Source organism: Candidatus Lernaella stagnicola, assembly GCA_030765525.1.
Lineage (GTDB): Bacteria > Lernaellota > Lernaellaia > Lernaellales > Lernaellaceae > Lernaella > Lernaella stagnicola.
In genome coordinates, this window is the sequence record JAVCCK010000003.1 from 155,748 (window position 1) to 182,067 (window position 26,320).

At 58.9% G+C, this 26,320-nt stretch carries 20 protein-coding genes; 4 read left to right on the forward strand and 16 right to left on the reverse strand.

Translation table 11 applies throughout. The annotated features are described in order from the left end of the window. Positions 1 to 5 precede the first annotated feature (5 nt). From P9L99_01255 to P9L99_01285, 7 genes are all read right to left on the reverse strand, one after another. Entirely contained in the window at positions 6 to 524 is a 519-nt protein-coding gene (locus P9L99_01255) for a flagellar basal body-associated FliL family protein (protein ID MDP8221960.1), read from the reverse strand. Continuing rightward, positions 517 to 1,401 (reverse strand): flagellar motor protein MotB, encoded by an 885-nt coding sequence (locus P9L99_01260; protein ID MDP8221961.1) that lies wholly within the window; start codon positions 1,399 to 1,401, stop codon positions 517 to 519. The genes P9L99_01255 and P9L99_01260 overlap by 8 nt, the downstream gene beginning before the upstream one ends. A gap of 1 nt (position 1,402) precedes the next feature. Then, positions 1,403 to 2,164 carry an OmpA family protein gene (locus P9L99_01265; GenBank protein MDP8221962.1) on the reverse strand — a complete coding sequence of 254 codons (762 nt, stop codon included), beginning with the start codon at positions 2,162 to 2,164 and terminating at the stop codon, positions 1,403 to 1,405. Positions 2,165 to 2,177: 13 nt separating this feature from the next. Further along, positions 2,178 to 2,942, reverse strand: a complete 765-nt coding sequence (locus tag P9L99_01270) for a motility protein A (protein ID MDP8221963.1) — start codon at positions 2,940 to 2,942, stop codon at positions 2,178 to 2,180. Between the two features lie 376 nt (positions 2,943 to 3,318). Further along, positions 3,319 to 4,527, reverse strand: a complete 1,209-nt coding sequence (locus tag P9L99_01275; GenBank protein MDP8221964.1) for an IPT/TIG domain-containing protein — start codon at positions 4,525 to 4,527, stop codon at positions 3,319 to 3,321. Positions 4,528 to 4,536: 9 nt separating this feature from the next. Further along, positions 4,537 to 5,517 (reverse strand): hypothetical protein, encoded by a 981-nt coding sequence (locus P9L99_01280; GenBank protein ID MDP8221965.1) that lies wholly within the window; start codon positions 5,515 to 5,517, stop codon positions 4,537 to 4,539. An 18-nt stretch (positions 5,518 to 5,535) separates the two neighbouring features. Then, on the reverse strand, positions 5,536 to 6,639 hold the full coding sequence (locus P9L99_01285; GenBank protein MDP8221966.1) for an HDOD domain-containing protein: 1,104 nt from the start codon (positions 6,637 to 6,639) through the stop codon (positions 5,536 to 5,538). 353 nt (positions 6,640 to 6,992) lie between these two features. On the opposite strand from P9L99_01285, the gene P9L99_01290 reads away from it, so the two are divergent. After that, the gene (locus tag P9L99_01290; protein MDP8221967.1) at positions 6,993 to 9,878 is read left to right on the forward strand and encodes a hypothetical protein; all 2,886 of its coding nucleotides are present in this window, start codon (positions 6,993 to 6,995) and stop codon (positions 9,876 to 9,878) included. 71 nt (positions 9,879 to 9,949) lie between these two features. Beyond that, positions 9,950 to 11,767, forward strand: coding sequence for a hypothetical protein (locus P9L99_01295; GenBank protein ID MDP8221968.1), 1,818 nt, complete (start codon positions 9,950 to 9,952; stop codon positions 11,765 to 11,767). A 78-nt stretch (positions 11,768 to 11,845) separates the two neighbouring features. Here the strand turns inward: P9L99_01295 and P9L99_01300 are convergent, their stop codons facing one another. From P9L99_01300 to P9L99_01320, 5 genes are all read right to left on the reverse strand, one after another. After that, entirely contained in the window at positions 11,846 to 13,600 is a 1,755-nt protein-coding gene (locus P9L99_01300) for an AMP-binding protein (protein ID MDP8221969.1), read from the reverse strand. 77 nt (positions 13,601 to 13,677) lie between these two features. Next, positions 13,678 to 14,898: a response regulator gene (locus P9L99_01305; GenBank protein ID MDP8221970.1), complete on the reverse strand. Its 1,221-nt coding sequence runs from the start codon at positions 14,896 to 14,898 to the stop codon at positions 13,678 to 13,680. A 2-nt stretch (positions 14,899 to 14,900) separates the two neighbouring features. Beyond that, positions 14,901 to 15,845: a PleD family two-component system response regulator gene (locus tag P9L99_01310; GenBank protein ID MDP8221971.1), complete on the reverse strand. Its 945-nt coding sequence runs from the start codon at positions 15,843 to 15,845 to the stop codon at positions 14,901 to 14,903. Next, entirely contained in the window at positions 15,842 to 16,210 is a 369-nt protein-coding gene (locus P9L99_01315) for a response regulator (GenBank protein ID MDP8221972.1), read from the reverse strand. The genes P9L99_01310 and P9L99_01315 overlap by 4 nt, the downstream gene beginning before the upstream one ends. Then, positions 16,210 to 18,192, reverse strand: a complete 1,983-nt coding sequence (locus P9L99_01320; GenBank protein MDP8221973.1) for an ATP-binding protein — start codon at positions 18,190 to 18,192, stop codon at positions 16,210 to 16,212. Before P9L99_01320 ends, P9L99_01315 begins: the two co-directional genes overlap by 1 nt. A gap of 148 nt (positions 18,193 to 18,340) precedes the next feature. Here P9L99_01320 and lepB (P9L99_01325) point away from each other — a divergent pair, with 148 nt between their 5' ends. Together lepB (P9L99_01325) and lepB (P9L99_01330) are read left to right on the forward strand one after the other, a co-directional pair. Then, positions 18,341 to 19,225: a signal peptidase I gene (gene lepB / locus P9L99_01325; GenBank protein ID MDP8221974.1), complete on the forward strand. Its 885-nt coding sequence runs from the start codon at positions 18,341 to 18,343 to the stop codon at positions 19,223 to 19,225. 78 nt (positions 19,226 to 19,303) lie between these two features. Next, complete coding sequence (lepB, locus tag P9L99_01330; GenBank protein MDP8221975.1) at positions 19,304 to 20,188, forward strand: signal peptidase I; 885 nt, start codon at positions 19,304 to 19,306, stop codon at positions 20,186 to 20,188. A gap of 9 nt (positions 20,189 to 20,197) precedes the next feature. Here the strand turns inward: lepB (P9L99_01330) and P9L99_01335 are convergent, their stop codons facing one another. The 4 genes from P9L99_01335 to P9L99_01350 form a co-directional block, all read right to left on the reverse strand. Beyond that, positions 20,198 to 21,268: a metallophosphoesterase gene (locus P9L99_01335; GenBank protein MDP8221976.1), complete on the reverse strand. Its 1,071-nt coding sequence runs from the start codon at positions 21,266 to 21,268 to the stop codon at positions 20,198 to 20,200. 7 nt (positions 21,269 to 21,275) lie between these two features. After that, complete coding sequence (gene serS / locus P9L99_01340; GenBank protein ID MDP8221977.1) at positions 21,276 to 22,559, reverse strand: serine--tRNA ligase; 1,284 nt, start codon at positions 22,557 to 22,559, stop codon at positions 21,276 to 21,278. Positions 22,560 to 22,644: 85 nt separating this feature from the next. After that, entirely contained in the window at positions 22,645 to 23,967 is a 1,323-nt protein-coding gene (locus P9L99_01345) for a ribonuclease H-like domain-containing protein (GenBank protein MDP8221978.1), read from the reverse strand. Then, entirely contained in the window at positions 23,964 to 26,318 is a 2,355-nt protein-coding gene (locus tag P9L99_01350; protein MDP8221979.1) for a DEAD/DEAH box helicase, read from the reverse strand. The genes P9L99_01345 and P9L99_01350 overlap by 4 nt, the downstream gene beginning before the upstream one ends. Positions 26,319 to 26,320: the final 2 nt, after the last annotated feature.

A 26,320-nucleotide genomic window follows, 5' to 3' on the forward strand; every position in this document is an offset into this window, starting at 1 on the left:
CTTCATCACGAAATGATGAACTCCGTAAACAGGATTTCGCTGACGGAATTTCCACCGAGAATCTCGTTCAGCCGCAGCGTAATTTCCTGTTTCAACTTTAGTTTGCCCTTACTGTCACGAACTTGCGCGACGGATTTGCTGGAGAGCAACGTGATCACCGCGTCTTTGATCTTCTGTGTGCGCTTCTCCACTTCTTCGGCCAAATCCTCGCGGGTTAACTCAATGACAATCGTCACTTTCAAAAAGCGACTTTGCTCGGCATCTGACAAGTTGACGACGAAAGATTCCAGGGGAACCGTCGGCAACACTTTCGTGGGATCCGCCGACCCCACTATTTGCTCAGGTTCGAGAGCGGGATCCGCATCAGATTGCCCTCCACTTCCGAGAATACCAAATGCAAAGAGTGCGCCAACCGCCGCGCCGATCACGGCGATTACCGCGACGCCGATGATGATCAGCTTAATCTTTGATTTGCCGCCCTTTTCCTGCTCCTCGACCGGTTCCATGCCTTCCTGATCAACCATTCGTTTTGTTCTCCTGTTTCGGATCAGTCAATTTTTTGACTTTATCCGGTTCCCGTACATTTAGTATTACTTCGACTCTGCGGTTTTTTTGACGCCCTTGGGACGTTTGATTCGTTGCGATTGGCCGGGTGTCGGCATAACCGGAGGCAGCGAGTCGCTCGGGCCCGACACCGACAACTTTGGCGAGAAAGCGAACGGCCGAAGCGGCCCGCGACATACTCAGCTCCCAGTTGCTGGCAAAGCGCAGCGTACTGATGGGTCGATCGTCCGTGTGGCCCTCGACGACGGCGATCAGGTCCTTTTCCTTAATCGTTCGGCCGATGCTCTCAAGCACGAGTTTGAATTCCGGACGCAGATCCGCGCGGCCGGAGCTAAAGGTAATGCCGGCGGGCAAACGCACGATCAGGCCCCGTTCATCAGCGAAAACCTCCAACGTGCTTTCGGGTTCCGGGGCCTCGCCGTTGCCCGAGTCGGCCCCGTCGCCGCCGGGTCTGATTTTGCGCGGATCGTCGCCGCCCTCGGGAGATCCATCGGTATTCTCGGGGAAGCCGCTATCGGTACCGCCGGGGATTTCGATATTGACCAAATCCGAGCCGAGCTTCGCCCGCTCAAAGGCGATGGCCTGGATAAGAGCCCGTCGAATGACCAGTAGGCGATCGTCCTTGTTTCCGGTCGAAGGAATTGGTGGGCCGTCCATCATGCCGACGCCGACAATGGGCATCAGGGTTTCGAACGCCTCCTTGAGTTTCTTGTCGTCGAGGCTGGACATGGAGATCAGCAAAACGAAGAAGGTCAACAGGAGGGTCAGCAGATCGGAGAATGTGACCATCCACGCATTGGGATCGCTACCGGGGCCGGCGTCTTTTTTCCTTGCCATGTTACAGCCCCACTTTCGCGGGACCGGCGATGTCCTTGTTCGCGTCGATTTTTTCCCGTTCCGCTTTCGCCATGCCTGCGAAACGCAAAACGACGCGCCGGTTTTTCGCTCGGTTTTCCGGCGTGTCGTTGGCCGCGATCGGCTTGAATTCTCCGCAGCCGACACCGGAAATCTTGTGGGCGTCCACGCCGTGCACTTCCACGAGTCGCCGCACGACCGCTCCGGCCCGCGCGGTGGAGAGTTCCCAGTTACTGGGAAAGCGCGCGGTGGAGATGGGGTTGTTGTCGGTGTGCCCTTCCACGACGAGGGGGAAATCGGTTGTGGAAACGAAACCGGAAATGACTTCCAGAACGTCCGTCATCTGCGGTTTGATATAGGCTTGGCTGGAGTCGAAGAGAATGTGGTCTTTGAACACGAGCAGGAGGTCGTCTTTATCCTCGACCAGTTCCACTTTCTCGCCGAGACCCTCCTCGGCGAGCATGTCGTCGACTTTTTTTTTCAGTTCCCGCCCGGGACCTCCGGCACGCATCGCCAACTCTTCGCCGATCGTAACCAGGGAGTCGGCCCGCGGGAAAAGCGGCCCCGTCCCGAAACCGGAGAACACGGCGGTAAGGCTTCCCAAGGCCGCCTTGACCCGCTTTTCCTCCATCGTCGCCATGGAATTAAGCAGAATGAAGAAAGCCAGGAGGATAATCGATAAGGAAGTGAACATCACCGTAAAGGAGCTGGATTTTGGTTCTTCCTGCTTTTTTTTGCGCGCCAAACGGCCCTCCCCCTTATTTAAACTGCGTTTCCCTCAATTTCGGCGCGAGGAAGGCATGCAGTTTCGTTTCGAGGATGCGTGGATTGTCGCCGGCGGAAATCGAGAGGATTCCTTCCAACATCAATTCCATCGAAGTCACTTCCTCGTCGGACCGCATCCTGAGTTTGCCGGCAACCGGCAAGAAGAACATATTCGCCAAAATCGCTCCGTAGAACGTCGTCAGCAACGCGACCGCCATGGCCGGGCCGATCGTGCTTGGATCGTCCATGCTTTGCAGCATGGCCACCAGCCCGATCAAGGTTCCGATCAGGCCCATCGCCGGCGCGAAGGTGCCAAAAGCGGTAAAGAGGTCTGCCCCGATTTTATGGCGCTGCTCGACTTGCTCCAACTCTTTCTCGAGCAAGGATTGGATGACGTTGGGTTCCAGACCGTCGACCGCCATTTGAATGCCCTTGCGCAAAAATTCGACTTCCTCGCCGTCCGTAGCGCTTTCGAGGGCAAGGATACCCTCTTTTCGGGCTTTTGTGGCGTAGGTTACCAGTCGGGCGGTCAACGCGTTTAAGTCGGCGGGTTTGGCAAAGAAGGCGTTCTTGATGACCCCGCCGATGTTGAAAATAACTCGTAGGGGCCAGTTGATGAAGATGACGCCGAATGTGCCGCCGATCACGATGAGCACGCTTCTGACATCGACGTAAGCCGCGAGACCGGCCCCCATCAACAGGGAGGCAAGCACCAACCCAAACGCGACAACGATTCCGATAACGGTTGCTATGTCCACCTTCGCCCCTCTGCGCTTAGTGATTGATTCTTTTTGGTTTTCTTCTCCACAAGAGCAATTGGTGTGCCAAATAAGGCAACATTTCTGAATTGCCCAATCTGGCCGGCGCGTTCGTTCCTGAACCGCGGTGACGATGGTTTATTCTATGTTATCGAACACTTGCCGTCGCGGCAGGTTCCGCTTGCAATCCGTCGCACCGGGCTGCACATTCCAACTGGACAACCACACAAGGAATGCCGCGTCGTTTTTTTGACGGCACGCACCTCCGGCGAGGCGGTCGCAACCACGTTCATCTTTCAGTATCGAAATTTTCGGCAAACCACAAGAATAATCTTAGGTTTCTTGCAGAAAAGTCCGCTATGCGGTTTTCGCCTCGTTAGACCGTCGCGTCGTTGTCGTCGTTGTCATCGTTGTCATTATCATCGTCGTCGTTGTCGTCGTTGTTGTCGTCATTATCGTTATCGTTGTCGTCATTATCGTTATCGTCGTCGTCGTTGTCATCGTTGTCGTCATTATCGTTATCGTTATCGTCGTCATCGTCGTCATCTGGAGGTGTTGTATCGTCGTCGGTTGTATCGTCGTCGGTTGTGTCGTCGTCGGTGGTATCGTCGTCGACGGTATCGTCGTCGGTGGTATCGTCGTCGGTCGTGTCGTCATCGGTCGTGTCGTCATCGCCCGGCGTTTCGACGGTGTAACCGTTCTCGAGTTCGGCGATTTCATCCAGACTGTTGATCAACCGCACGGTGTACACGCCGGGCGTGATTCCGGCCGGCACCGTGGCGGTCAGAATATCGGACGCCACGCGCGTGACATCCTGCAAGGCGTTGGGGCCGATGAGCACCGTCATGTCTTCCTCAAAGTTGGCGCCGTAGATGGTCACCGAGGTGGAGACATCATTTGGGCCGTAATCCGGGTCGATGCTCGTAATCTGCAAAATTTCCGAGGAAAGCACTTCGTAGCCGATCGCCAAGCGGGCGGTCGCGGTAGACGAATTGCTGACGATGACGTCGTAGACGCCCGGCGTCAGGCCCGGCGGCACAGTGGCCTCAATCTTCGTGACGTCGACCACGTTGACCGTTTCCAAGGTATTGGCGCCGAGGGCCACGTTAGCGCCGGCCAGAAAATTGGAGCCGGTAATCGTGACGTTCACGGCCACGTCATCCAAACCCTGATTGGGAACGATGGATTCCACGGTCAGCGTCGTCGGGTCAATGACCGTGAACGCCGCCTGCAAGGTTGCCTGTTCGAGGGTTTCGGTGATGACGGTGATATCCAAGGTGCCCGCCGGGGTACCGGCCGGAACCTTGGCTTGGATGAGTTCGGCGGTGACGACGGCCACGGAAGTACCTTCCACGGCGCCGATCAACACGCGAGGCACGCCCGTGAACCCACTACCGCGCAGGACGATGTCAATGTCGGCCGCGTTGGATCCGGAATCGGGCTCGACGCTGGTCAGGGAAATCAACGAACCCGAGCCGGAAGGAAAGCGATTGAAATCGCGGCCGCAGCCGCCATGGGAAATCATCGCTATCACGACCGCGACGGAGCAAATGGCCAGCGTCAGCGTCAGCGTCAGCCGTTTCATGGCAGTCTCCTAAAACTGCCCCAGACACGTGAGGCCGACGCCGCCGGTCGTCACGGTTGGAGCGAAAGTTAAGCGCGTGTTGTCGGTTTCGATGGTCGTATAGTTACGCGCCGGGTCAGTCAGCAACAGGTAGGTGCCGCCGCCGAGTAAGCCTAATCCAATCGGTGCGAGAATCATCCACATCTGATCGTATTCTTCGGCGTCATCCTGGTACTGCGACAAGTCAGCTGCGGAATCTGCGTCCTGGTATTTTTGGTAAGCCTGGGCCGACAACGCCAAGTAATAACCGGCGGCCACGGAAGTAACCGCGCCGGCGGTCAGCAGACTGTAACCCCAGATTTTACGCCCGGAAATATTCGAGACTTCGATGGGGCCGCCCGCTTCGTAGACTTCGCCGATCCGTTCGGCGGCGCCGCGCACACCTTTGTTCGAAAGTTCCCGAGCCGACGGCGTGGTGACCGCTTCTCCGTACCCGGGAGCGGCCCCTTTGCCGATCAGCAACTCGTGGATGGACCAGACGGTTTCCATGGACGCAATCTCGACCAATTCGACTCGGATTTCGAATTCGGATTGATCGAGGTTCGATTGGATATAGCGAGTGACGCGGCCGAACACCACGCCGTCCGCCTTGAGTTCGCGGCCGATCTTCACGGCGCCGACGATGTTGCCGTCAAATACCCAATCCTGCAGCCGCCCATACTGCTCGGCCAGAGCGTCGGTGACGACGGTGCCGCCCACGACGTCGAAAAGGCGATCGCCCGCCAAGTCCGCCATCAACTGGTTGGTCAGGTCCACGCTGACGGCTTCACCGCCTTTGCCGCGCAGGTAGTCCGGGACGATGATCGGCAGGACGGCCACACGTTTGATTTGCCGCGTGGATAGGTCGCTGGCCACGTAGGGATCGATGGGTGTGCGGATAACCTGCCGCCCACAGCCCGCGGCCGCGAGTAGCCAGGTTGCCAACACGATGCAAAACAAAACACGACGCATCTCGTTTTTCCTAACGTCTTAGAGAATCTCCGTTTTGGCGCTCTCGAAAATTTCTTGGAAACGTCCAACCAGATCTTCAGTAGTTTCCGGTTCAAGGCGCAACATTTTCACCGCCGGCTGAGAGGCGAAATCGACCTCTTCCGGTTTCTCACTGCCGATACCCGTGTGGATGCAAAGAAGCTCTCCCACGCCGACTACAGCCACCGCGGGTTCGGGTTTGATTTGCTCTTCCGGGCGGCCGTAAAAGCGTACGACCTGATTGACAATGCTTGGCAGCGTCCATTTTTCCACGGTCAGTTCGCCGACATCGCGCTGGTATTGTTCGACGATGTTTTCGATCATTTCTTCTTGTGGTCGGAAGTCATCCTCGACGCGGCGTTGCGCGGATTCAATGACCGTCAGCGAAATCATGCGGCCGATATTGTGCATCAAGCCCGCCAAGAACGATTCGTTCTTATCGTTGTTCGTCGCACTGGCCACGACGCGGGACGCAAATGCGACGCCCACGGCTCTCTCCCAAAGCCGTTTGGCCAAGCGACCGTATAACCGACTTTTGAAGATTTTGGTTTGTAGGCTGATGGCCAGCATGAGGTTCTTGACCTCGGTTTGTCCGAGGCGCACGAGGGCCTGATTGATATTATTGATTTCCACAACGCCGGCGTAGACCGGGCTGTTGGCAATGCTGATGATCTTGGCGGCGATGGTCTGATCGGTGAGGATCACTTTGGCTAAATCCTGCATGCTGGCGTCTTCGTCGCTGGTCAATCGAATCACCTTGAGCGCCACGTGAGGCAGCATCGGCAGGTCGAAGTCCCGGGCGAGAATCGCCTTGATAACTCGCTCACGAAACGCTTCTTCTTCCGGCGATACTTCAACGGCTTCCTCTTCGTCAATGTCTTCGAATTCTTCCGATTCCGGTTCGTTCCCGCTCGCCGTCGACCCACGCTCCGTCGGTGTCGAAGGCGTATCCAAAGACAGGGCCGATTCCGGCGACGCGGCCGCCTCTTCGGCCTCGGGTTCGACTTCCGAGAGTTTGGCTTTCGGCACCGGGGCGTTGACAACGAACAAGCCACCGCAGTGAGGGCACTTTACTTTGAGCTTGAGGCGATCGGCGTCGCTCATGGATGTCCTTTCCTGCGCGTGATGGGCAGACCCGGATCATGGTCCCCGCCCGCGCACAAAACAAGCAAACCCTATGCCAGGGCGTAATCAATCGACAAAACGTTGTAAAATCAGATCAATTGCCGCTATTGTATGCCACAGGAAGCACCCGGCGCAACGGCACAAAATGCCGCCTCGTCAAAAGGTTGACATCGGCGGGCGTCTTAGCACGAGGTCTTCGTCGGTATTTTGTCGCCCCCATCACTTCGCCGGGTCGGCCACTCAACGCTCTTTCCCTGTAACCATGGTTACTTTGTTGAGTCGCGCGGCACCATCTGCTAGGTTCGTGCAACGGTGGAACTACTGGAGAAACGATGAAACGATTGCGGTATTTCCTGGTGGCGACAGCGATGGTTTTTCTCGCCGCGTCGGTTGCCGGGGCTTATCCGTTTGCGCCGGACGAAGATTTCAAAACGTTACATACGGAGCATTTTCGGATCAGCTACCCAGCCCAGTACCGTTTCGTCGCCCTGAAAGTCGCGGTTCTGGCCGAAGAAGCTTTCACCCTGATCACCAAGACTCTGAAATACGAGCAGCCCACGCCGACGGATATCTTCATAACCGACCGCGTCGACGGCGCCAACGGTTACTCCAGCGTCACGCCGGTCCAGGTGATGCGTCTCTTTTTGGCGCCGCCACACACGGCGGATCGACTCGACTTCGCCGATGATTGGTTGCGTATGCTCGTCTACCACGAGATGACTCACCAAGTGCAAACGGATGAAGTGCGCGGTTTCTGGAAAGGCATGCGATACGTGTTCGGCCGCACCCTGCCGGTGACACACTTTCAACCGCAGGGGCTCGTTGAGGGCATCGCCTTACTCCACGAGACCGAACTGACGACCAAAGGACGAAATCGCTCCCCCTACTCACGCATGCTGCTGCGCATGGCGGCGCTGGAGAAAAGCTGGCCGCCACTGGACCGCCTGACGCTCACACCCCATGACTGGCCCGGTGGAGCGGTACCCTACATTTGGGGTGGCGCGTTTCATCAGTATCTCTTCGAGCGCTACGGCATGGACAAAATCGCGGACTACTACCTGAAGCACGCCGGACAGGTTTGGCCGTTTTGGTGGGAACGCAACGCGCGTAAGATTTTCGGCACGCATCTAAACGATATCTACAAGACGTGGTCGGTCAACATGGTGGCCGAATTCGAGCACGAGGCCGCCGCGCTGCGCGACCAGGGATTGACGCAAGGTACGCGGCTGACCGACGAAGGCAACGTGCACCAGTGGCCAACATGGCTCGATGCACATCGGATCGTTTTTTACACGTCGGATCGCGATCGCGTAACGGGCCTGCGCGCGATCGACCTGCGAAACAAGAAACCGCGACCGCGACGACTGGCTGCCACGCAAGCGGTGCGCGGGGTGACGCGATCGGCCGACGGCCGCGTTGTTTTTGCGCAAAGCCAACCCCGTGATCGTTACCGTGTTTTTTTCGACCTTTGGTCTCTGGATCCGGCGAAGGGAAAGAAGCGACTGACGAAAAGCGCCCGTGTCGCCGACCCGGCGTGGATTCCCGGCACGAGGCGGGTGTTAGCCATTACTCAGGATGGCGGGCGCACGGCTCCGGCCATTGTCGATCTGGACACCGGTGAGGTCCAACCACTTTTTCCTTTCGATCGTTACGAAGGCGTCGCGCAGTTCGCAGGGGTCGCGATGCACCCGAGCGGCGAGTGGGCGGCAACCAGCGTGTGGCACGACGACGGCAATCGCGACGTATTTCGTCTCGATATCGCCAGCGGCGAATTCACGCGGTTAACCTCGCACCCCATGCGCGATATCGACCCGGCTTTCGATCCGAGTGGGCGGTACTTGGTTTTTACTTCCGGGCGTACCGGCGTCTACAACCTATTTGCCCTCGACCTTCAAACTGACGAGTTGTTTCAAATCACCAACGTGCTTGGCGGCGCGTTCATGCCCGCGGTGAGCCCTGACGGCAAACACCTGGTGTACAGCGGGTACACGGCAGGCGGTTTCGACTTGTACCTGATGGATTTCGATCCGCGGCAATGGACGGCAGTCGCGCGCGAGGAGATCAGCTCGAAGACCATCGTCGTGGGCCCCATCACCCAGGACATTCGTGAACGCGCCGCGGCGCTGGACCCGCCAACCGATGACTACCGCGCCTACCGCACCGCGTGGCCGCATTACTGGTTGCCGTCGTTTTCCTTCGGGTCCGAAGATCTCTGGCTGGGAGCGAAAACCGCCGGATTCGACATCGCCGGTTACCACTCTTGGGCGCTAGAGGCGTTGTGGGGATTCGAGCGGCGCTTTCCTTATGCGGCGGCCTCGTATACCTATTCCCGTTTCACGCCCAGCTTCCAGTTTGTCGCCGCGCACTCGGCCGAGCGGCACAGCAAGATCGTCACCGACGAAGACGGCGATCCGGAACATTATTGGGAGCGGCGGGTTTCGGGGTTGGCGACCCTCATCTATCCCCTGTTTTGGAAGCACGCGTTTTACGGCGGCTACGTGGGGCAATCGCGAACCGATTTGGATGACCTGCCCGACCAATCGCCGACGCCGGCCTTCACCGGGTACTGGTCCGGGGCGCGTCTTGGTTGGACCTACGATGCCGCACCCAGTGACCGCTACGTGTCGGTTCCGCTCGGATTGGGTGGCACCGTGCACGACGGGTTGTTCGGCAGCAACGTCAACCAACAATTCATCGGGGGCACGGCAGGGATTCGCGTTCCTCTGGGCGTGAGCGATCTGCGGCTTGCGGCCGTCAGTAACGGCGCGCTGAGCTTCGGCGACCTGCTGCCGCAGCGGTCTTTTCGGCTGGGAGGCTACGCGCAAAACAGCCCGCTCACGCTCAACTACGAGTCGGACCGCTTCCAAGTGCGCGGCTACGACGCCGGCACGGCGGCAGGCGACCGCATAGCCAACGGCACGCTGGAACTGGCGTTCCCGGTGGCGCGTATCGAGCGCGGCATCAAAGCGTGGCCGATCTATTTCCGGGACATCAGCGGCATGGCGTTCGGCGAAGGCGGCGTCGCGGTGGATCGGGACGAAGAAGTGAAGGAGGAAGACCTGCTGCCCTCGGCGGGTATGGAGCTTTATTTTGATTTCACCTTCGCTTATTCTTTTGCGGCGCGTTTGCGCTTTGCCGCAGCCTACGGATTTCGTGACCCAGAAGAACACGGGGGGTATAAGTGGTTCGTCGCCCTAACCGGTCTGATTCCTCAGTAAACAAAAAGAAGAAGTCATCCGGCGGGAAGCCCGGCGGGCGGCCCGGTCCGCCGTCACCAAAGAAAAAAAGTTTGGGGCGGCGACTCGGCGAAATCCTGCTGGTGCCGGTCGTATTGGTTGTCATTGCATTCGTTTGGCAATGGAATCTACTTTCCCACAACGTTGCGGCGTTGATCGCCAACGGCGACCCGGACCTACCGCCGCTGCTTTCCGAAGCGCAAGCCGGCGAACTGATCGACGCGGCGCGCGGCGCGTTGATGGGCGAATCAACCGGTGGCGATGCGTTGCCCTTGGAGATCATCGGCGCGGCGGTCTATGCCTACAACGGCGACGGACCGGTGCGGGGCGCGGGTTGTTTCGGCAACGACGCCCGGGCGGCGGTCACGTGCGCGGCCGAACAATTACGCAAACGCGTCCGCGGCTTTGGCCTATCGAGCGACGACCTCGTTTCGGTCCACCTGCTGCGTGAGCGGCGTTCGGCCACGCCTCTTTGGTGGCGTGATTTGGGTTTCGGTTACAGCCCGGGATTGTACGCCACGCTGCTGGTAACCGATCAGTCGGCGCGGCTGGTCACCGACTCCTCCATGCACGTGCGAGCCTTGGATCTGAAGCGCGCCTTCCAACTTCTCTCGGCACGCCGCATTGGTTTGGACCTCAAAGGAGACGCGGGCGAGACGGGCAAATTCATCGTACCGACCGAATCGTACACCGAATATCAGGGCAAGGCGGTTCGCTTGGTTAGGGCGTCGACGCCACTGACGCAAACGGATATCACGCGCGAGAGCGTGATGGATTTCTGCCGCCTGGGCGGCGACTACCTGGTAGGTATTCTGCAGCCGAACAACCAATGGCTGTATGAGGGCAACCTGGGATTTGACAAGTACGCCTCGACCTACAACCTGCTGCGTCACGCCGGTACGATTTACTCGCTGTACGAACTCTCGCTGGCCACAGGCCTAGACCGTTACCGCCAAGCGGGCGACCGCGCCTGGATTTGGCTGATGGAGCAAATTCGCCGCGAGAAAGACGACCAGGGCCATTGGTGCGCCTTCCCGGTGGAAACCAAGCGCAAGGGGAAAAAGACGCGGTATCAGGTGAAGCTCGGCGGTACCGGACTGACGCTCATTGCGCTCTCGGAGAAGCTGAAAATTGAGAAGTCACCCGCGAATTTACGCCTTGGCCGTGAGTTGGCCAATCATATTTTGCGTAGCCAGAAACCGGATGGCTCATTCCATAGCTACTGGCCTTACAAGGGCACGGCCGCCAAGGGCCGGCGGTCGATCTACTACCCGGGCGAGGCGATGTTGGGCCTGATGCGCTTCTACGCGCACGACCCGAATCCGAAATATTTGGACGCCGTCAAGCTTAGCGCCAAGTATTTTATCAACGAACGTTTCAAGATCCTCGGCATGCGTCTGCAGGTACCGCCCGATGCGTGGCTGATGATCGCGTTGAACGAGTTGCACCGGGTAGCGCCGGAACCGCTCTACGCCGACTACTGCGCCACGTTGGTCGACTCGATGATCAACGACCAGTTCGATCGCCCTTGGGAGATTAAATACCCCGATTACGACGGCGGCTACTTCCCCTACCCGCCGCAAGTGACGCCGGCGGGCGCCCGTATGGAAGGCATCACCGCGTGCTACCAGACCATGGATCGCGCCGGGATGGACACCGACCACATTGCGGCGAACATCAAGCGGGCGGCGCGTTTCCAAACCGAGCGGATCATCCGACCCGAGTTCGCGCATCTGTACCCGAATCCGCGCCGGGCACTGGGCGCGTTTCGGAATTCGCCGGTGTCGAATTTCATTCGTATCGATTACAACCAGCACAACATTTCGGGTTTGCTGGTCACGGCGGATATCCTCGGGTCCCGCGAGAATTAGCGCGCGACCGACAAACCATAAAACGACGGCACCACGCGAACGCTTCGCGCGATGCCGTCGACTCTGCCGAGATTTCGCTTAGCTTTTACTTTCTTGCTTCTGCTTGGCCGCCTGGAAGGCGGGGTCGGCTTCCTGCAAGACGCGACGCAACACCTTGCCAACCAGCGTTTTGGGCAGTTCGTCGATGAACTGCACCGAATACGGTACCTTGTAATGGGTGAAGTTCTGCTTCGCCCAGGCGATGATTTCCTCCGGCTCGATCTGGCCCTTCTTGTCCAGATTCAGCACAATCCACGCCTTGATGACCTCGCCGAATTTTTCGTGCGGAATACCCGCCACGGCGACTTCGTTGACCGCCGGGTGTTCCATCACCATGGTTTCGATTTCGGTCGGGTAGACGCTGTATCCCTTGAATTTGATGAGTTGCTTCTTGCGATCCTCGATCGTGATGCGCCCCTGCGGATCCATGCGGCCGATATCGCCGGTCAGCAACCATCTCTTGCCGTCCATTTCGACGATGGTCTCCGCCGTCTCGTTCGGATTGTTGAGGTACTCTTTCATCACTTGCGGCCCGGCGACGGCGATTTCGCCCGCTTCGTCGAACGGCAACTGCTTGGTAGCATCGCCGGAATCGACAATGCGCCATTCGGTGCCGGTGAAAGGCAGCCCGATCGTGCCGATTTTGCGATTGCCCCAGAAGGGACCTGCCGAGACCACCGGCGAAGTTTCGCTGAGCCCGTAGCCCTCGACCAACCGCGCGCCCGTCGCCTCTTCAAACTTTTCCTGAACGGGGCGGTGCAGCGGACCGGCGCCCGAAACGCACAGCACGATTTTGCCGCTGAGGTCGAAGTTCTTGATTTCCGGCCACTCGCCCAGGCGTTTGAAGAGCACTTCGGCTCCCGGATACAGGCAACCCTGGGGCGGCGTAATGCGCATGATGGTGTCCACTAAGTCCGCATCCTTCGGCGGCCTGGGGAAGAGGATCATCATGCCGCCGTGCAACGCGCAGATGTTCATCACGCACGTCATGGCAAAGGAATGGAACACGGGGATCACGCCGATGGACGCGGTGCCCACTTCCATTTTGTGCAGCCACAGGCGCGATTGCATGGCGTTGGAGACGCAGTTGAAGTGCGTCAGCACGGCCGCTTTGGGCACGCCGGTTGTGCCGCCGGTCATGATGTAGGTGTGCACATCGTCGGCGGAGACATCCACGTCGGGCAGCTTGGGATCCGTTTTGAGCAAATCGGTGAATTGCAGCGCGCCCTTTGGAGCCGGCGCCGTGGGGATTTTGCCCAGCCTTTTGCCGAGCCACCGTTTGAAGCCGGAAATCGCGGCCAGATCGGTCACGTTGGTGACGATCAGATGTTCGATCGATGTATCCCGGATAATCGGTTCGATGGCGTCTTTGTAGAGCACGTCGAGAACGACGATCGCCTTGGCGCCGGTGAGTTTCATTTGGTGCTTAACTTCGCCCGCTTTGTAGGTCGGATTGACACCGGTGACAATCACGCCGACGCGGGCGCAAGCGTAATAGCCGATGGCGTACTGGAAGCTATTGGGCAGCATGAGCGCCAACACGTCGCCTTTGCGCAGGCCCAGGCCGTGAATCGCGGCGGCGAAGCGGTTCACCTTGTCGTTGAAATCAGCGAAAGTCATGTAAGTCTCGAGAAACCACATCACATGATTGTCGGGGTTTTCCTTCGCGGCACGATCCAGCGCCTCGCCCATCGTGATTTTTTCAAAGTCGTGGTTCTTCGGCACTTCCGGCGGCCAACCGGCTTCTTCTGAAAACCACGGACTCGATTCGTCTACGTAAAACGGGTTTGTCATGATGACACTCCTCCCATCACTCAAGATAAGATATAAGGCTCTTCGCATTCTGAACGGCGGTCCAGGCGACGGTCGTCCTAGCGAAGGCGGATCATGTCAAATAGCTGTAGCGTGTAGAGCAACTGCATAACGACGAGTTCCGATTGCCCGGACTCGTCAATGATTTCGCATATCGTGTGTTCGCCGTCGATTTGTATGAAGGCTTCCAAATGGCTGCCTTGCCAATCGATTTGGCCGGCCAAGGGTAGATTGGCTTCGTTCTTGGCGACAACCCGGTCTTCGGCTCCGTCGTAGCGGGTTTTAAGCGCGGCCTCATCGAAATTGCGCTGCACGGCTTGGTAAACCTGGTCGAAAATATCCAACTCGGGTCGCTTGATTTTTTCGATCCAGGAATCGTCGGCCTCCACCGAGTAGGCGCCGTCACGCAGGTTGAGCATCGCCGCCAAGCGCACATCAACTTCCCGCAGCAAATATTCGGCCAGGTCCGCCGGATCGATGTATCCGTTCTCGACCAGCAGTTTGCCGACGGTAACACCCCGATCCTTGGCCATCGTCTGGAGCCGTTGCAGTTGATCGGCGGTCACGCGTCCGTCGTCGATAACGAGTTGAGTGAAGTTTTCCTCGGGCAGATTGCTGTTTACGAAAACGGGAATGCCGTTTTTGAAGTACGCGGTCCGCAGTGCCCCGTCGGCCGTGACCTTGAACTTGGCCGTCACGCCCCGGCAGAACAGGTTGCCGAATAGTTCGACGATGGGAGTCTGCTCGATCGTACCGGTGTCCGGCAGGGCTTCGGTTTCACTCGCTTCGGACGCCGGCTCCTCCTCCGAGGAATCGTCGACCAGGTGCAACGCCGCCGATCCACTGCCGGCCGCCTTCGCGTTTCCATCCTCGGTATCCGTTTCCGAGTCAACATGTTCGGGCCGTTCGATACCCAGCAAGCGGCAGAGCAGTCGCGCCACTTCCACGAGGTTCAAGGGTTTGATGAGGTATTCGTCGGCACCGTACTTCGTCTTGGCTTCCTGTTGCAGATTATAGGTTTTGTACAGCGCGCTCATCAGCACGACCGGCACATTGCGGCCGCTTTTTTTGATTTTCTCGCACACCTGAAAACCGTTGACCTTTGGAAGCAACACATCGGAAAGAACGATGTTCGGCATCTCCCGTTCGAATAGTTCCAGCGCCTCCTGCCCGTTTTTGGCCGGTATGACCGAGAAACCATAGGCGTCGAGAAAGTGATGAATGATGTCGAGCAGGTCCTGATTGTCTTCGACTAGAAGAATTTTCGTGGGAGTGGTCATGTTCAATTCTTTCCGTTGCCGTCTGATTCTTTGACTTTCACCACAACCCGGTTTCGGCCGTGTTCCTTGGCGTCATACAGCGCCTCGTCGGCGACGCGCAGCAGTTCGTTACCGTCGTCGACTTCCCCGGCTTTCGCCTGACAGACGCCGGCTGAAACCCGCACGGGCGTTTGTTGCCCCTCGTACAGAAAATCGGCTTTCTCCACCGCGACACGAATTCGTTCGGCCAGGGCTTGCGCGCCCTCGGTTTCCGTCACGAGGATGGCGAATTCCTCGCCGCCGTAGCGGGCCACAGTATCGCCGGCGCGCACCATGCGCTGAAAAACATCGGAGATTTTCCTCAGCACATAGTCGCCGAACAAGTGTCCGTAAGTGTCGTTGACGTTTTTGAAGTGGTCGATATCGAGCATGATCACGGCGAGCGGTCGGTTGTACCGAATTGCGCGGCTGACTTCCACCTGCAATTGCTCGACGAAGTACCGGTGGTTGAACAGCCCGGTCAGGCCGTCGGTGACCGACATTTCGGCGAGGCGCGCATTGGCGGCGCGCAGTTCGTCCTGCAGCGTTTTGATGCGCAGGAGGCTTTTAACACGGGCCGACAGTTCCTCGATATCGAACGGCTTGGTAATGTAATCGTCGGCGCCGGCGGCGAAACCTTCGAGCTTGGACTGCGTGTCGTCGCGCACCGTAACCAACACGATGGGAATGAACGTTGTCTCGTCGGCGCTTTTGAGTCTGCGGCAGACGTCGAAGCCGCTCAGTTTGGGCATCATGACGTCCAGGAGGATCAAATCAACCGGAAGGCGCGCAGCGACCATCATCGCTTCTTCGCCGTCGTAAGCGGGTATTACTTCGTAGCCCAACCCGGTGAGATACTGCGTTAACAGGTCGACATTATCCGGGTTGTCGTCGACCACTAAAATTCGGTAGCTGCGATCTTCGTTCACGGGCTGTCCAAGTATTTCTTTACGATGCGCTCCAGTTCATTAAAATCCACCGGCTTCGATATGTATCCGTCGCATCCGGCGGCCAATGCTTTTTGCTCGTCGCCGACCATCGCGTGGGCCGTAATGGCGATGATCGGGATCTCACGCGTCCGCGCATCCGCTTTGAGCGCAGCAGTCGCCTGCCATCCGTCGATCACCGGCAGGGACAGATCCATAAGGATCAGGTCCGGCCGCAATCGCTCAGCCATCGCAATTCCCACCTGCCCGTCGGCGGCCTCGAAGATTTCGTATTGGCCTTCAAAAAATTGTACCAGCAAATCGCGGTTGTCCTCAACGTCTTCCACGATCAAAATTCTTTTTCGCATCAGATGTTCCGTACTCCTTCATCGGGCGGCGCCGCATCTCGCCTATTCGGCAACGGATGGTCCGTTTCGTCGCGGACCAAAGGCTCGGCGGACCGGTGCCGCACAGGTATGACCAACGTAAATGTCGAGCCGAAGCCCGGTTCGCTTTGCACCAAAATATCACCACCCAAGAGTTTTGCCAACTTCTTGGAAATGGACAAACCAAGGCCTGTGCCGCCGTAGCGTCGGCTGGGCGAGCCGTCGACCTGCCGGAACTCGGAGAAGATGTTATCCAGTTCTCGTTCGTGGATGCCGATGCCGCTGTCTTCGACCCAGATACGCACCCAGGGTCCGGCTTCGGTTTCGGCGAGTCCGGAATGCGCGGTCACTTCGTAACCGACGCGAATATATCCCCGTTCCGTGAATTTCACGGCATTACCCAACAGGTTGATGAGGATCTGCTGCAGCTTTTGGCGGTCGGTGTGCACGGTCAATTCGTCATCGGATGCCGCCACGGATATTTCGATGGGACGCTTTTCGAGCAACGGCGCGATCGTGTACGTGCATCCCTCAAGCATGCTACGCATGGGGAACTCGTCGACGACCACGACCATGCCGCCCGCCTCTATTTTGGATAGGTCGAGAATCGAATTCAGCAGTTTGAGCAGATGAAGAGCGTTGCGGCGCACCTTGACGAGATTCTGATTTTGTTGTTCAGGCAGCCCGTCGCCCGAACGCTGCAGCACGAGTGTCGTGAAGCCGATGATGGAATTCATCGGGGTGCGCAATTCGTGGCTGACGTTGGCCAGAAACTGGCTCTTGAGCCGATTGGCTTCCTCGAGATGTTGATTGCTTAGGCGAAGTTGGTCGTCGCGCTCGCGAAGCGAATCGGACATCTGGTTGAAGGTGTTGGCCAGAATGCCCAGTTCGTCGACGCTGCGCACCGGCAATTCGATATCCATCCGCCCGGCGGCAATCGCCTGCGCGCCCATCATCAAGCGAAGGATGGGTTCGGAGATGCGCCGGGAAAGGATGGAAACGACGGTGATGATGACCACCGCGGTGAAGATGAACAGCGCCACAAACGTGAATCGCAACACGCGCGCCTGGTGGTAGATCACCTCATCGGGTACTTCCATGCTCACGATCCAAGGCAGTTTTCCAATGCTCGACCCGCCGCGCACCTGGGCGTAGGCCACGGTTTTAGGTAGCGGCCAATCCAAATGCAGAACGCCCGTGGGGCGGTGCTCGACGATGTCGGACAGGTCGACATTCAGCGGGTACGGCTGGCCGTTGAGGTCCGCGTTGGGGTGCGCCAGGTAGCGATTGTCACGCAAACTCAGCATGAACAGCGTGCCGGACAAGTCGTCGGCATGCGCCCCCTGCGCGACACTGAGGATGTCCTGCAGGTAGGACCAATTCAGGTAGGCGACCAGAAAGCCCGCGGTCTTTCCTTCGCGGCGAATGGGCGCGGCCACGTTGACGCTCTCCCGGCGAGCGCCGTATACCTCGGCGATGACGTTGGAGAGCCGCACTGCGGATAGGTAATTCCCTTTTTCGCCGGCCTCGGAAAACCACGGGCCGTTACTCAGCAAATTGCCGGCGAGACGGCCCACAGCCAATTCGCGCCCGGCCGGGTCGTGGCGATTGGTGGCGATGACCCTGTGATTCGCGTCGGTCACGAGGAGCAGATCGTACATGGGAAAAGCGGTGACCAGCCGGTCGAGGGAGTCGAATAAAGCGGCGTGATCGCCACTATCTACCGCGCCGGCGTCTACGGGCAGCAGGTCGGCCCAGGCGACCACTTCATTTCGTCGCGACTCGAGTTCGCGCTCGACCATGTATGCGGTTTGCACGGCGATCAGCGAAATCATCTCGCGAAAATTGCCGCGATCGGTTCGGGAAAGCTGCAAATAGGAGAACGCGCCGAAGCCGGCCAACGGAATCAGACTGACCAACAGGAAGTACAAGATGAGTTTCTGGTAGATCGACAGTGTTTTCATCCAGTGGACGACGCCTCACTTTTTCTTATTGTACATGGAACGCGACAACGCCGAAAGCTTGACATCGGCACCCCATCTGTGGAATTTTTCGGAACCCGACAGCCGATGAGCCTGTCTACCGCAGGCAAACGGAAAAAGAACGGAGCTTATGTACCTTTCACGCCGGTTAAAACGCGCTCGACGAACCGCACATCGTGATCTGGCTCGCATCACGCGGCGCCTCGATATCGAAACCGAACTTTTCAACGAACGCGCGCGGGAAGTGATCGGGCGCAAGGTCGAAGCTTGCGAGGCCGCCCTCAAAACAGACGACCCCCGCCGCATCGAAGCGGCCCTGGCCGAGTGTAAGGCGACGACCGACGCCTATCTGCCCGCGTGGCGCCGCAGCAACGTGCGCGAAAACGTGGAAGTGGTGCTGGTCGCGTTGTTGCTGTTTATCGTGATCCGCACGTTCGTGGTCCAGGCTTTTAAGATCCCGTCGGGAAGTATGATTCCGACTCTGCGGGTCGGCGATCACATTCTGGTCAACAAGTTTATCTACGGCATCAACATTCCCTTCACCGACTGGAAGATACCGCTTAGCAAACCGCGGCGCGGCGACGTCGTCGTATTCCTGTGGCCGGTCGACCAAAAGACGGACTACATCAAGCGTGTCGTGGGTGTGCCGGGCGACGTGGTCAAAATCAAAGGCGATTCGCTGTGGATAAATGGCGAGTTAGTCGACAAGCGCTCCGTCGGTACTTTCCGCTATGAAGACCCGCCGGGTTACGAACTTACCGGAAGCCTCTACGCCGAGGATTTCGGCGGCCGCGAGCATCGCGTGCTATACGACGCCGACACCGTGCACACCGAAGATCGCATGTGGCGCATTCCCGAGGGCAAGTACTTCTGCATGGGCGACAATCGCGACCACAGCAACGATAGTCGTTTTTGGCGGTACGTGCCGGAGGAGAACATCGTCGGCAAGGCGATGGTGATCTATTTTTCGTGGCCGCCGGGGCAATTTTCGCGCATCGCTCGCCTTCTTCGCTGACCGCGGCGTTTGACAAAGAGAGGTCGGTTTCAAATAGTGAGCGAAACTTTTCCGGCCCGCGGATAATCCGGAGCAATCATGTTTGTCGCCCATCGACTGAAAAAAGCGCGCAAAGAAGGAATGCGGTACGCCAAGCGGCTGCGGCGGGATTTGCAGCACCCGGATCTCTTCAATCAACCGACGCGAAATAAAGTGGAGCGTGCGCTGGCCCGTTTCACAGACCAGACGCTCGCATCGGAAGATCCCGCGTTGATAACCCGGGAATTGAAGCAGTTGCGGCACGACGTCGACGTCCACCTGCCCTTCCATCGTCACAGCGTGGTGCGCGAATACGCCGAGATCATCATCGTCGCGCTTCTGCTGGCCATGGTGATTCGCACCTTCATTGTCCAGGCGTTCAAGATTCCCTCCGCCAGCATGGTGCCCACGTTGCTGGTGGGAGACCACATTCTGGTGACCAAGTCTTTGTACGGCATTCCGATTCCGTTCACCGACACCAAGATTCGGCTCAGTGATCCCGAGCGGGGCGACATCATCGTATTCAAGTGGCCCAAGGACCCGCGCACGGATTACATCAAGCGCATCATCGGGCTGCCTGGGGACAAGATTGAAATCAGCGGCACCGATTTGTACGTCAACGGCCAACTCGTGCCCAAAACGATGACGGGAGAACTGGACTACAGCGACCCACGCGGCTATCGGCAGGACAGCAACGTCTATCGCGAGACGAGCGACGAGAACGAATACACCGTGCTGTACGACAAGCGCGCGCACCGCTTCGATTCCTTTTCCACGACCGTTCCCGAAGACCATTATTTCTGCATGGGCGATAACCGCGACCACAGCAAAGACAGTCGCTTCTGGGGATTCGTTCCCTACGGTTACATCAAGGGCAAGGCGCTGATCATCTACTTCTCGTGGCCGTGGCGTCAGTTGACGCGTTTCGGCCACATCCTGGAATAGCTTCCTCGATCAGGGAATCAGCGGGTGGGAAAGGACGTGTCGTCCAACCCAATTGTGGTGGCTCGCCCGCGGCTCGCCGTCGATATAGTCGATCCGCACGTACGGGCGCACGCGGCTGCGACCCAGGGTGGCGACGTCCAGGGATATCTGCTCCAACCACGAACCGGAATTGAAGTACTCGCCGTCCTTGCCACACATCATGTATTCGAGCTTGTGGCTGTGTCCCAAAATGACGATCCGATAGTTCGTACGGCGAAGGATCGCGCGGGCGTTGGCCACGAGCGGCTTGTGGTTGACGGCGTTGGCGAAGCGGCGCGGCGCGAGTGAGAATTCGCGGCGTCGGTATGCGTCGTGCGAAAACCGATTGCGCGCCCAAAAGCGAACAATACCGATCAACATCTCCCACCAGAAGACGTGGTCGTTGACGAACGCCCACCGCAGGTACTGCGAGAAAGGAATCACTTTGTCGATGTACGACCGGCGGTGCTTCATCGCGCCGAGAAACTGGATGACAAACAATGCGCCGTAAGGGAGCTTGAGGCGGACGGTTCCATCGGGCCCGCGGCGCGTGAAGCTTTTCATATCGAAGTGATGGATGAACTCATACTGGTGGCCGTGCGTGAGGTACACACCGTCAAACGAGTAATCGACGCGGCATTCCAAACGCGGCGAAATGCGTTTGTGCAACTCAGCGCGCACGGCGCCGAAGAGCAACGCCGCATCGTGATTGCCGATGATGAAAGTCAGCTTCTTGCCGGGTCGCTCGCAAAAGTCACGCAGGGCGTCCATAAGCTGGGCGTGTCCCTTCATGACCGCGCGCAGGTGCTGAACCGCCACTTCTTCGGTGATCGCCTCGGTCGGCTCGCCGGTGCCGAGTTCGATTTCCAGGAGGTTGAAAAAGTCGCCGTTGGCGATGACTTCCACGTCGTCGTCGGCGTATTCGCCGGTGGAAAAATGCTCCAAAAACTCAACCAACAGCGCGTCTTCCAAAAAACCTTCGAATACGTTGCGACGCCCATCGGGCAACCGGGCGCCCGTATGGACGTGTAAATCGCTGATGACGAGCTTGAGCTTACGCATGTCTCTCCTATTTTTTGGGCGGGCCGATCACTTCCTTGCCCATGTAGGGCACCAAAGACTTCGGCACACGCACCGTGCCGTCGGCCTGTTGATGGTTTTCGAGCACAGCGATCAGCGCCCGCGACACGGCGATCGCCGTACCGTTGAGCGTGTGGACAAAACGCGGTTTGCCTTCCGCGGGCCGGTAGCGAATATTCAACCGCCGCGCCTGGAAGTCGGTGCAGTTGCTGGTGCTGGTCACTTCGCCGTATTCGCCGCACTCGCCCCGCCCCGGCATCCACGCTTCCAGATCGTATTTGCGATAGGCCGGACTCCCCAAATCGCCCGTGCAGATATCCACCACGCGAAACGGCACTTCCAACGCGGTAAAGATGCGTTCCTCGATGTCGCGCATCTTCTCGTGGAGCCCTGCCGACGCCTCGGGGATCGTGAAGGCGAACATTTCGATCTTCGTGAATTGGTGCACGCGGTAGAGGCCGCGGCTCGCGCGACCGTGTGCTCCGGCCTCAGTGCGGAAGCAATGGCTCAGCCCGGCCAGCAGCATCGGCAGTTCGTCCTCGTCAACGATCTCATTTTGCATCATGCCGCCCAGGGTGATTTCCGACGTGGCGATCAGCGCGAGGTCCTGATTGGCGATGGAGTAGATCTGCGTTTCCTCGCCCCGCGGATTGAAACCGACGCCGTCGAGTATGGCCGGTCGCGCCACGTCCGGCGTGATATGCGGCGTGAAGCCCTCGGATGCCAGGATGTCCAAGGCGAAACGAGCCATCGCCAGTTCGAGCAACACGGCGTCGTTTTTCAGAAAGTAGAAATTCGCACCCGCCACCTTGTTGCCCGCTTCGAAATCAATCAACTCGAGACGCCTGCCGATCTCGACATGGTCCAAAGGCTTGAAGTCGAACACCGGTATCTCACCGACGCGTTTGATTTCGCGGTTCTCCTCTTCCGTGCCGCCGATAGGCGCGTCCGGATGAGTCATATTCGGAAGTTGGCGAAGGAGGTCGTCCACCGCGGCCTTCGCGGCCTTCGTGCTTTCGTCTAGGGCGGCGATTTCACTCTTGAGCGCCCGCCCCTCTTCGATCAGCCGCTGCCGCTCTTCCTGTTCCAGCTTGCCTTTCATCGACTTGGCCACTTCGTTGGCCCGCTGACGCAGGCGGTCGCCCTCCGTGAGGAGGCGCGCGCGCGCTTCAGCCAGTTCCGGCAACACGCCGATCTCGACGTGCATGTTGCGGTGCCCCAGGTTGGCGCGCACGTCGTCGAGGTGTTCCAGGACATAATTCAGATCAAGCATGTTTCCTCCAGTTGCGACAATCTTCCGGACGGCATTTAACAACGAGCGCCCCGCGCCGACAAGGCGGAAACGCAAAGCGCCGCCGTTATTCCGTTTGGTCTTTCTCGGCCTTGCGCTGCAGTCGGGCCAGGCGATGCGCCAGCGCCGCACGAATCTTTTCGTCGGCGGGACACCCGGCAAGCAAGCGTTGCACAACCGCGATCGCCTCTCTGAAGCGGCGTTCTCGGTGTTCCAGATGTTTCGCCAGTTCCTCCCCGGCAAACAGGTCTTTTGAGTCGTGGACCAGCATCTCGCGCCACAGAGCGACAGCCGGTTCGGCCCGCTGCGAACGCTTAAACAGCATTGAGAGTTCCCGCCCCGCGGCGTCGCGCTGATGCTTCGGATCGGCCGCGACTATCTTGCACAGAAAACGCTCTGCCGTAACGGGATCACCGCGTAGCAGGTGGAGTCGCGCCGCGGCGACGACGTCGTCCGTCTCCGCATCCGGCGTATCCGGGCCGTGCGTGAGCAGTTCGGACATGTGCGCCGCCAGCACGGCCATGCTGACCACGTCGAGCCGATTGTGCTTCAAGATGTCAGCCACGAGCCGGGCGTCGCGCGTGTGCAGGAAATCAAAATAGCGCTGCGGTATCTCGCTGCCCGGGATGTCGCCGTCGCGACGCACGCCCAGCACTTCGGCTTCCAGCGTCGTCAGGCGGGAATTCGGCAGCCGATGCCCCAGCAAGCGGCGCGCCGGCGCGAGTAGATCCAGGTGCGGCAGATCGGCCAAGGAGTCGGGCGCGCGGTTCAACACGAAACGCGTGGTGAGCAAGGGGACGTCGAAAGTACGTCCGTTGAAAGTGATCAAGTACTTTTTTTGCGCCGCGAATTCAGTCAGCGTATGCAGCGCCGCCGCTTCCTCGAGGAAGTCGCGGGCGAAAATGAGCCGCGTTACGAAGCGCTCCCGCTCAACCCACCCCAAACCGATCAAAAAAGCGAAGGTTCCAGTGCCGCCGGACAGGCCCGTGGTTTCCGTATCGAGAAACAGGGCGTCGGCGGGATCGTATTCGGCCACGCGGCCGTCGCGGGCCAGCAACGCCGCGGCGCGCGTATTAAGAGCGGCGAATTCACGCAAGCGCCGGCGACCCCAAAACTCGCCGACGTCAATGTCGTCCTCGACTACAAAAACAGGGCCGTGCGGGGTTTGGTACTCGCGGCCCGATGCAACATCGTTGAGCCCCAGGGGCGGCAGGCGGCGGTCCGGTACGGCTGCGCTCGGCGTGGTTGCACCGGCGCCCGGCCGCCGTTCGAGGATCCGTTCGATGCGGCCGCGTAGGTTCTCAAGTTGCCGCTGTTTGGCGTCCTTCTCGCGTTGCTCCGCGTCGGCGTTTTCGCCGGTCAAACGTTTGAGCCGGTCGACGACGCTCATGGGTGGATCAATGCGAGAATCGCCAGGGCGACTTCCTTGCCCCGGGGACCGACCTCCAACGTGGGACCCACGCAACTAGGGCAGCCGGTTTCGCAGGGACAGGCGGTGATGCGTTCGCGGGCGGTGGTGAGCAAAAGGTCGTGTTTATCGAAGAGCAGTTCGGAAAAACCGATACCGCCGGGATAGGCGTCGTAGATAAAGATAGTGGGGTCGAAGGCATCGACGTTGGGCGTCTGGTCGCCACCGGCGTCAACAATTGTGCGACCCGCCGCGGAATGTCGCACGAACCAATTGCCGCTTTTATCGCCGAGGCAGCGGTCCAGATCGCGCGGATCGGCCATCAGCAACATGGCGGCAAGGTGATGCAGGCTGTATCCGAGGCCGGTGAGTCCGTCGATGAGTTCGTCCCGCGTAAAGGGCAGCGTCTCAAGCCTGTCTTTGGGAATCGTGAACCAGTAGCTGGTCGTGTGCATGTCCTTTTCGGGCAGGTTGACGTCGCCGTAACCCAGATTCTCGGCGGTGTAGAACTTGATTTTCTTGTAGCCGACCACCTTGCGCACAACCTGCACCTCGCCCTGCTCGAAAATCAGTTCGGGCTGCGGCGTCGAGTCGAATTCCTCGATGACCCGCACCTTCGTGTAGGTCATGGCGTCGGTGTAGTAATCCACGTCCACCTTGCGCACGTACGCTTTTTGCCGCTCCAAATCCAGTTCGTCGACGTGGAACTGCTGCGACTCGACCATGTAAATCGCCTCGGTGTGCACGGTCGTAAACGCGCTGTCCCAATCGACCTCGGCAATGACGCGGTGGCTGGCCGGGTCGGTCGTATCCACCACGACCACGTTCTGCGGATTGATCGAACGCAGCGACACTTCGTCGGCCGGGTAGCTGTCGGTCGCCCAATGCCAGCGATCGCCGACGCGATGCAATACATCTTTTTCCGTGAGGTAATCGAGCAGTTCCTCAATGTTCTCCTTGCCGAATTCCTCACCCCGCTCGAAAGGTAGTTCGAAGGCCGCGCTCTTCAAGTGGTGAAGCAGGATCAGCAGGTTGTCCGGATTGACCCGGCAATGCTCCGGGCTGTGGCCGAAAAAGTATTCGGGATTTTCGACGATGTATTGATCGAGCGGATTGCTGCGCGCCACAAGCACCGCCAGGCTGTGCCCCGAACGCCGCCCCGCCCGTCCGGCCTGTTGCCAGGTGCTGGCGATGGAACCGGGATAACCGGCCATGATGCACACTTCGAGGTCGCCGATGTCGATGCCCAGTTCCAGGGCGTTGGTACTGACCACGCCCATCACCGTACGTTTGCGCAGGCCCTTTTCGATTTGCCGTCGCAAATTCGGCAGGTAGCCGCCGCGATAGCCGGTGACGTACTGATCGTCGATCGGTTTGCCCTTGGCGAAGCGATCCTTGAGATACTTGGTGAGCACTTCGACATTGAGGCGGCTCGTGGTGAAGACGATGGTTTGCAGCGAGTTCTCAATCAACTGTGTGGCCATACGACGCGCGGGCTGTAGGGCTCCCTGCCGAATGCCGAGCTCGCGATTGATCACCGGCGGATTGAACAGCACGAAGGATTTAGCCGCCCGCGGCGCGCCGCTTTCGTCGATCAGTTCGACGGGGCTTTCGATGATGTTCTGCGCGTGCTCCTGCGGGTTGGCGACCGTGGCGCTGCACAGGATGAAAATCGGGTCGGCGTTGTAGAAGCGGCAAATGCGGCGAAGGCGGCGGATGACATTGGTCAGGTGACTGCCGAAGACGCCGCGGTAGACGTGCAGTTCGTCGATCACCACATACTTGAGGTTGTTGAACAGCTTCTGCCACTTGGTGTGGTGCGGCAGGATCGCGGTATGAAGCATGTCCGGATTGGTGACCACGACGTGCCCCTGCTTACGGATCGACTGCCGGGCGTCGGCGGGCGTATCGCCGTCGTAGGTGAAGGTTTTGATGTTGGCGCCAAGCTTGCGAATCAGGCCGTGGATCTCATGCATCTGATCCTGGGCCAGCGCTTTGGTCGGAAACATGTACAGCGCCCGGGTTTCGGGCTCGTCGATGATCGCCTGCAGCACCGGCAGGTTGTAGCACAGCGTTTTGCCGCTGGCGGTGGGAGTTACCAACACGATATTTCGTTCGGCGCGAACGTGTTCGACAGCCGCGGCCTGGTGGCTGTAAAGGCGCTCGATGCCCTGCTCGGCGAATACGCGCCGCAAGTCGGCATGGACCCAGGTCGGAAAGTCGCGAAACTCGCCGGGCACTGCCGGCAGCTCCTTGAAAGCGCGCACGTTCTCCATGAAACGAGGGTCGTCGCGCCAGCGTTGCAGGATCTCTTCAAGCGTAAGTTTGGCCATGA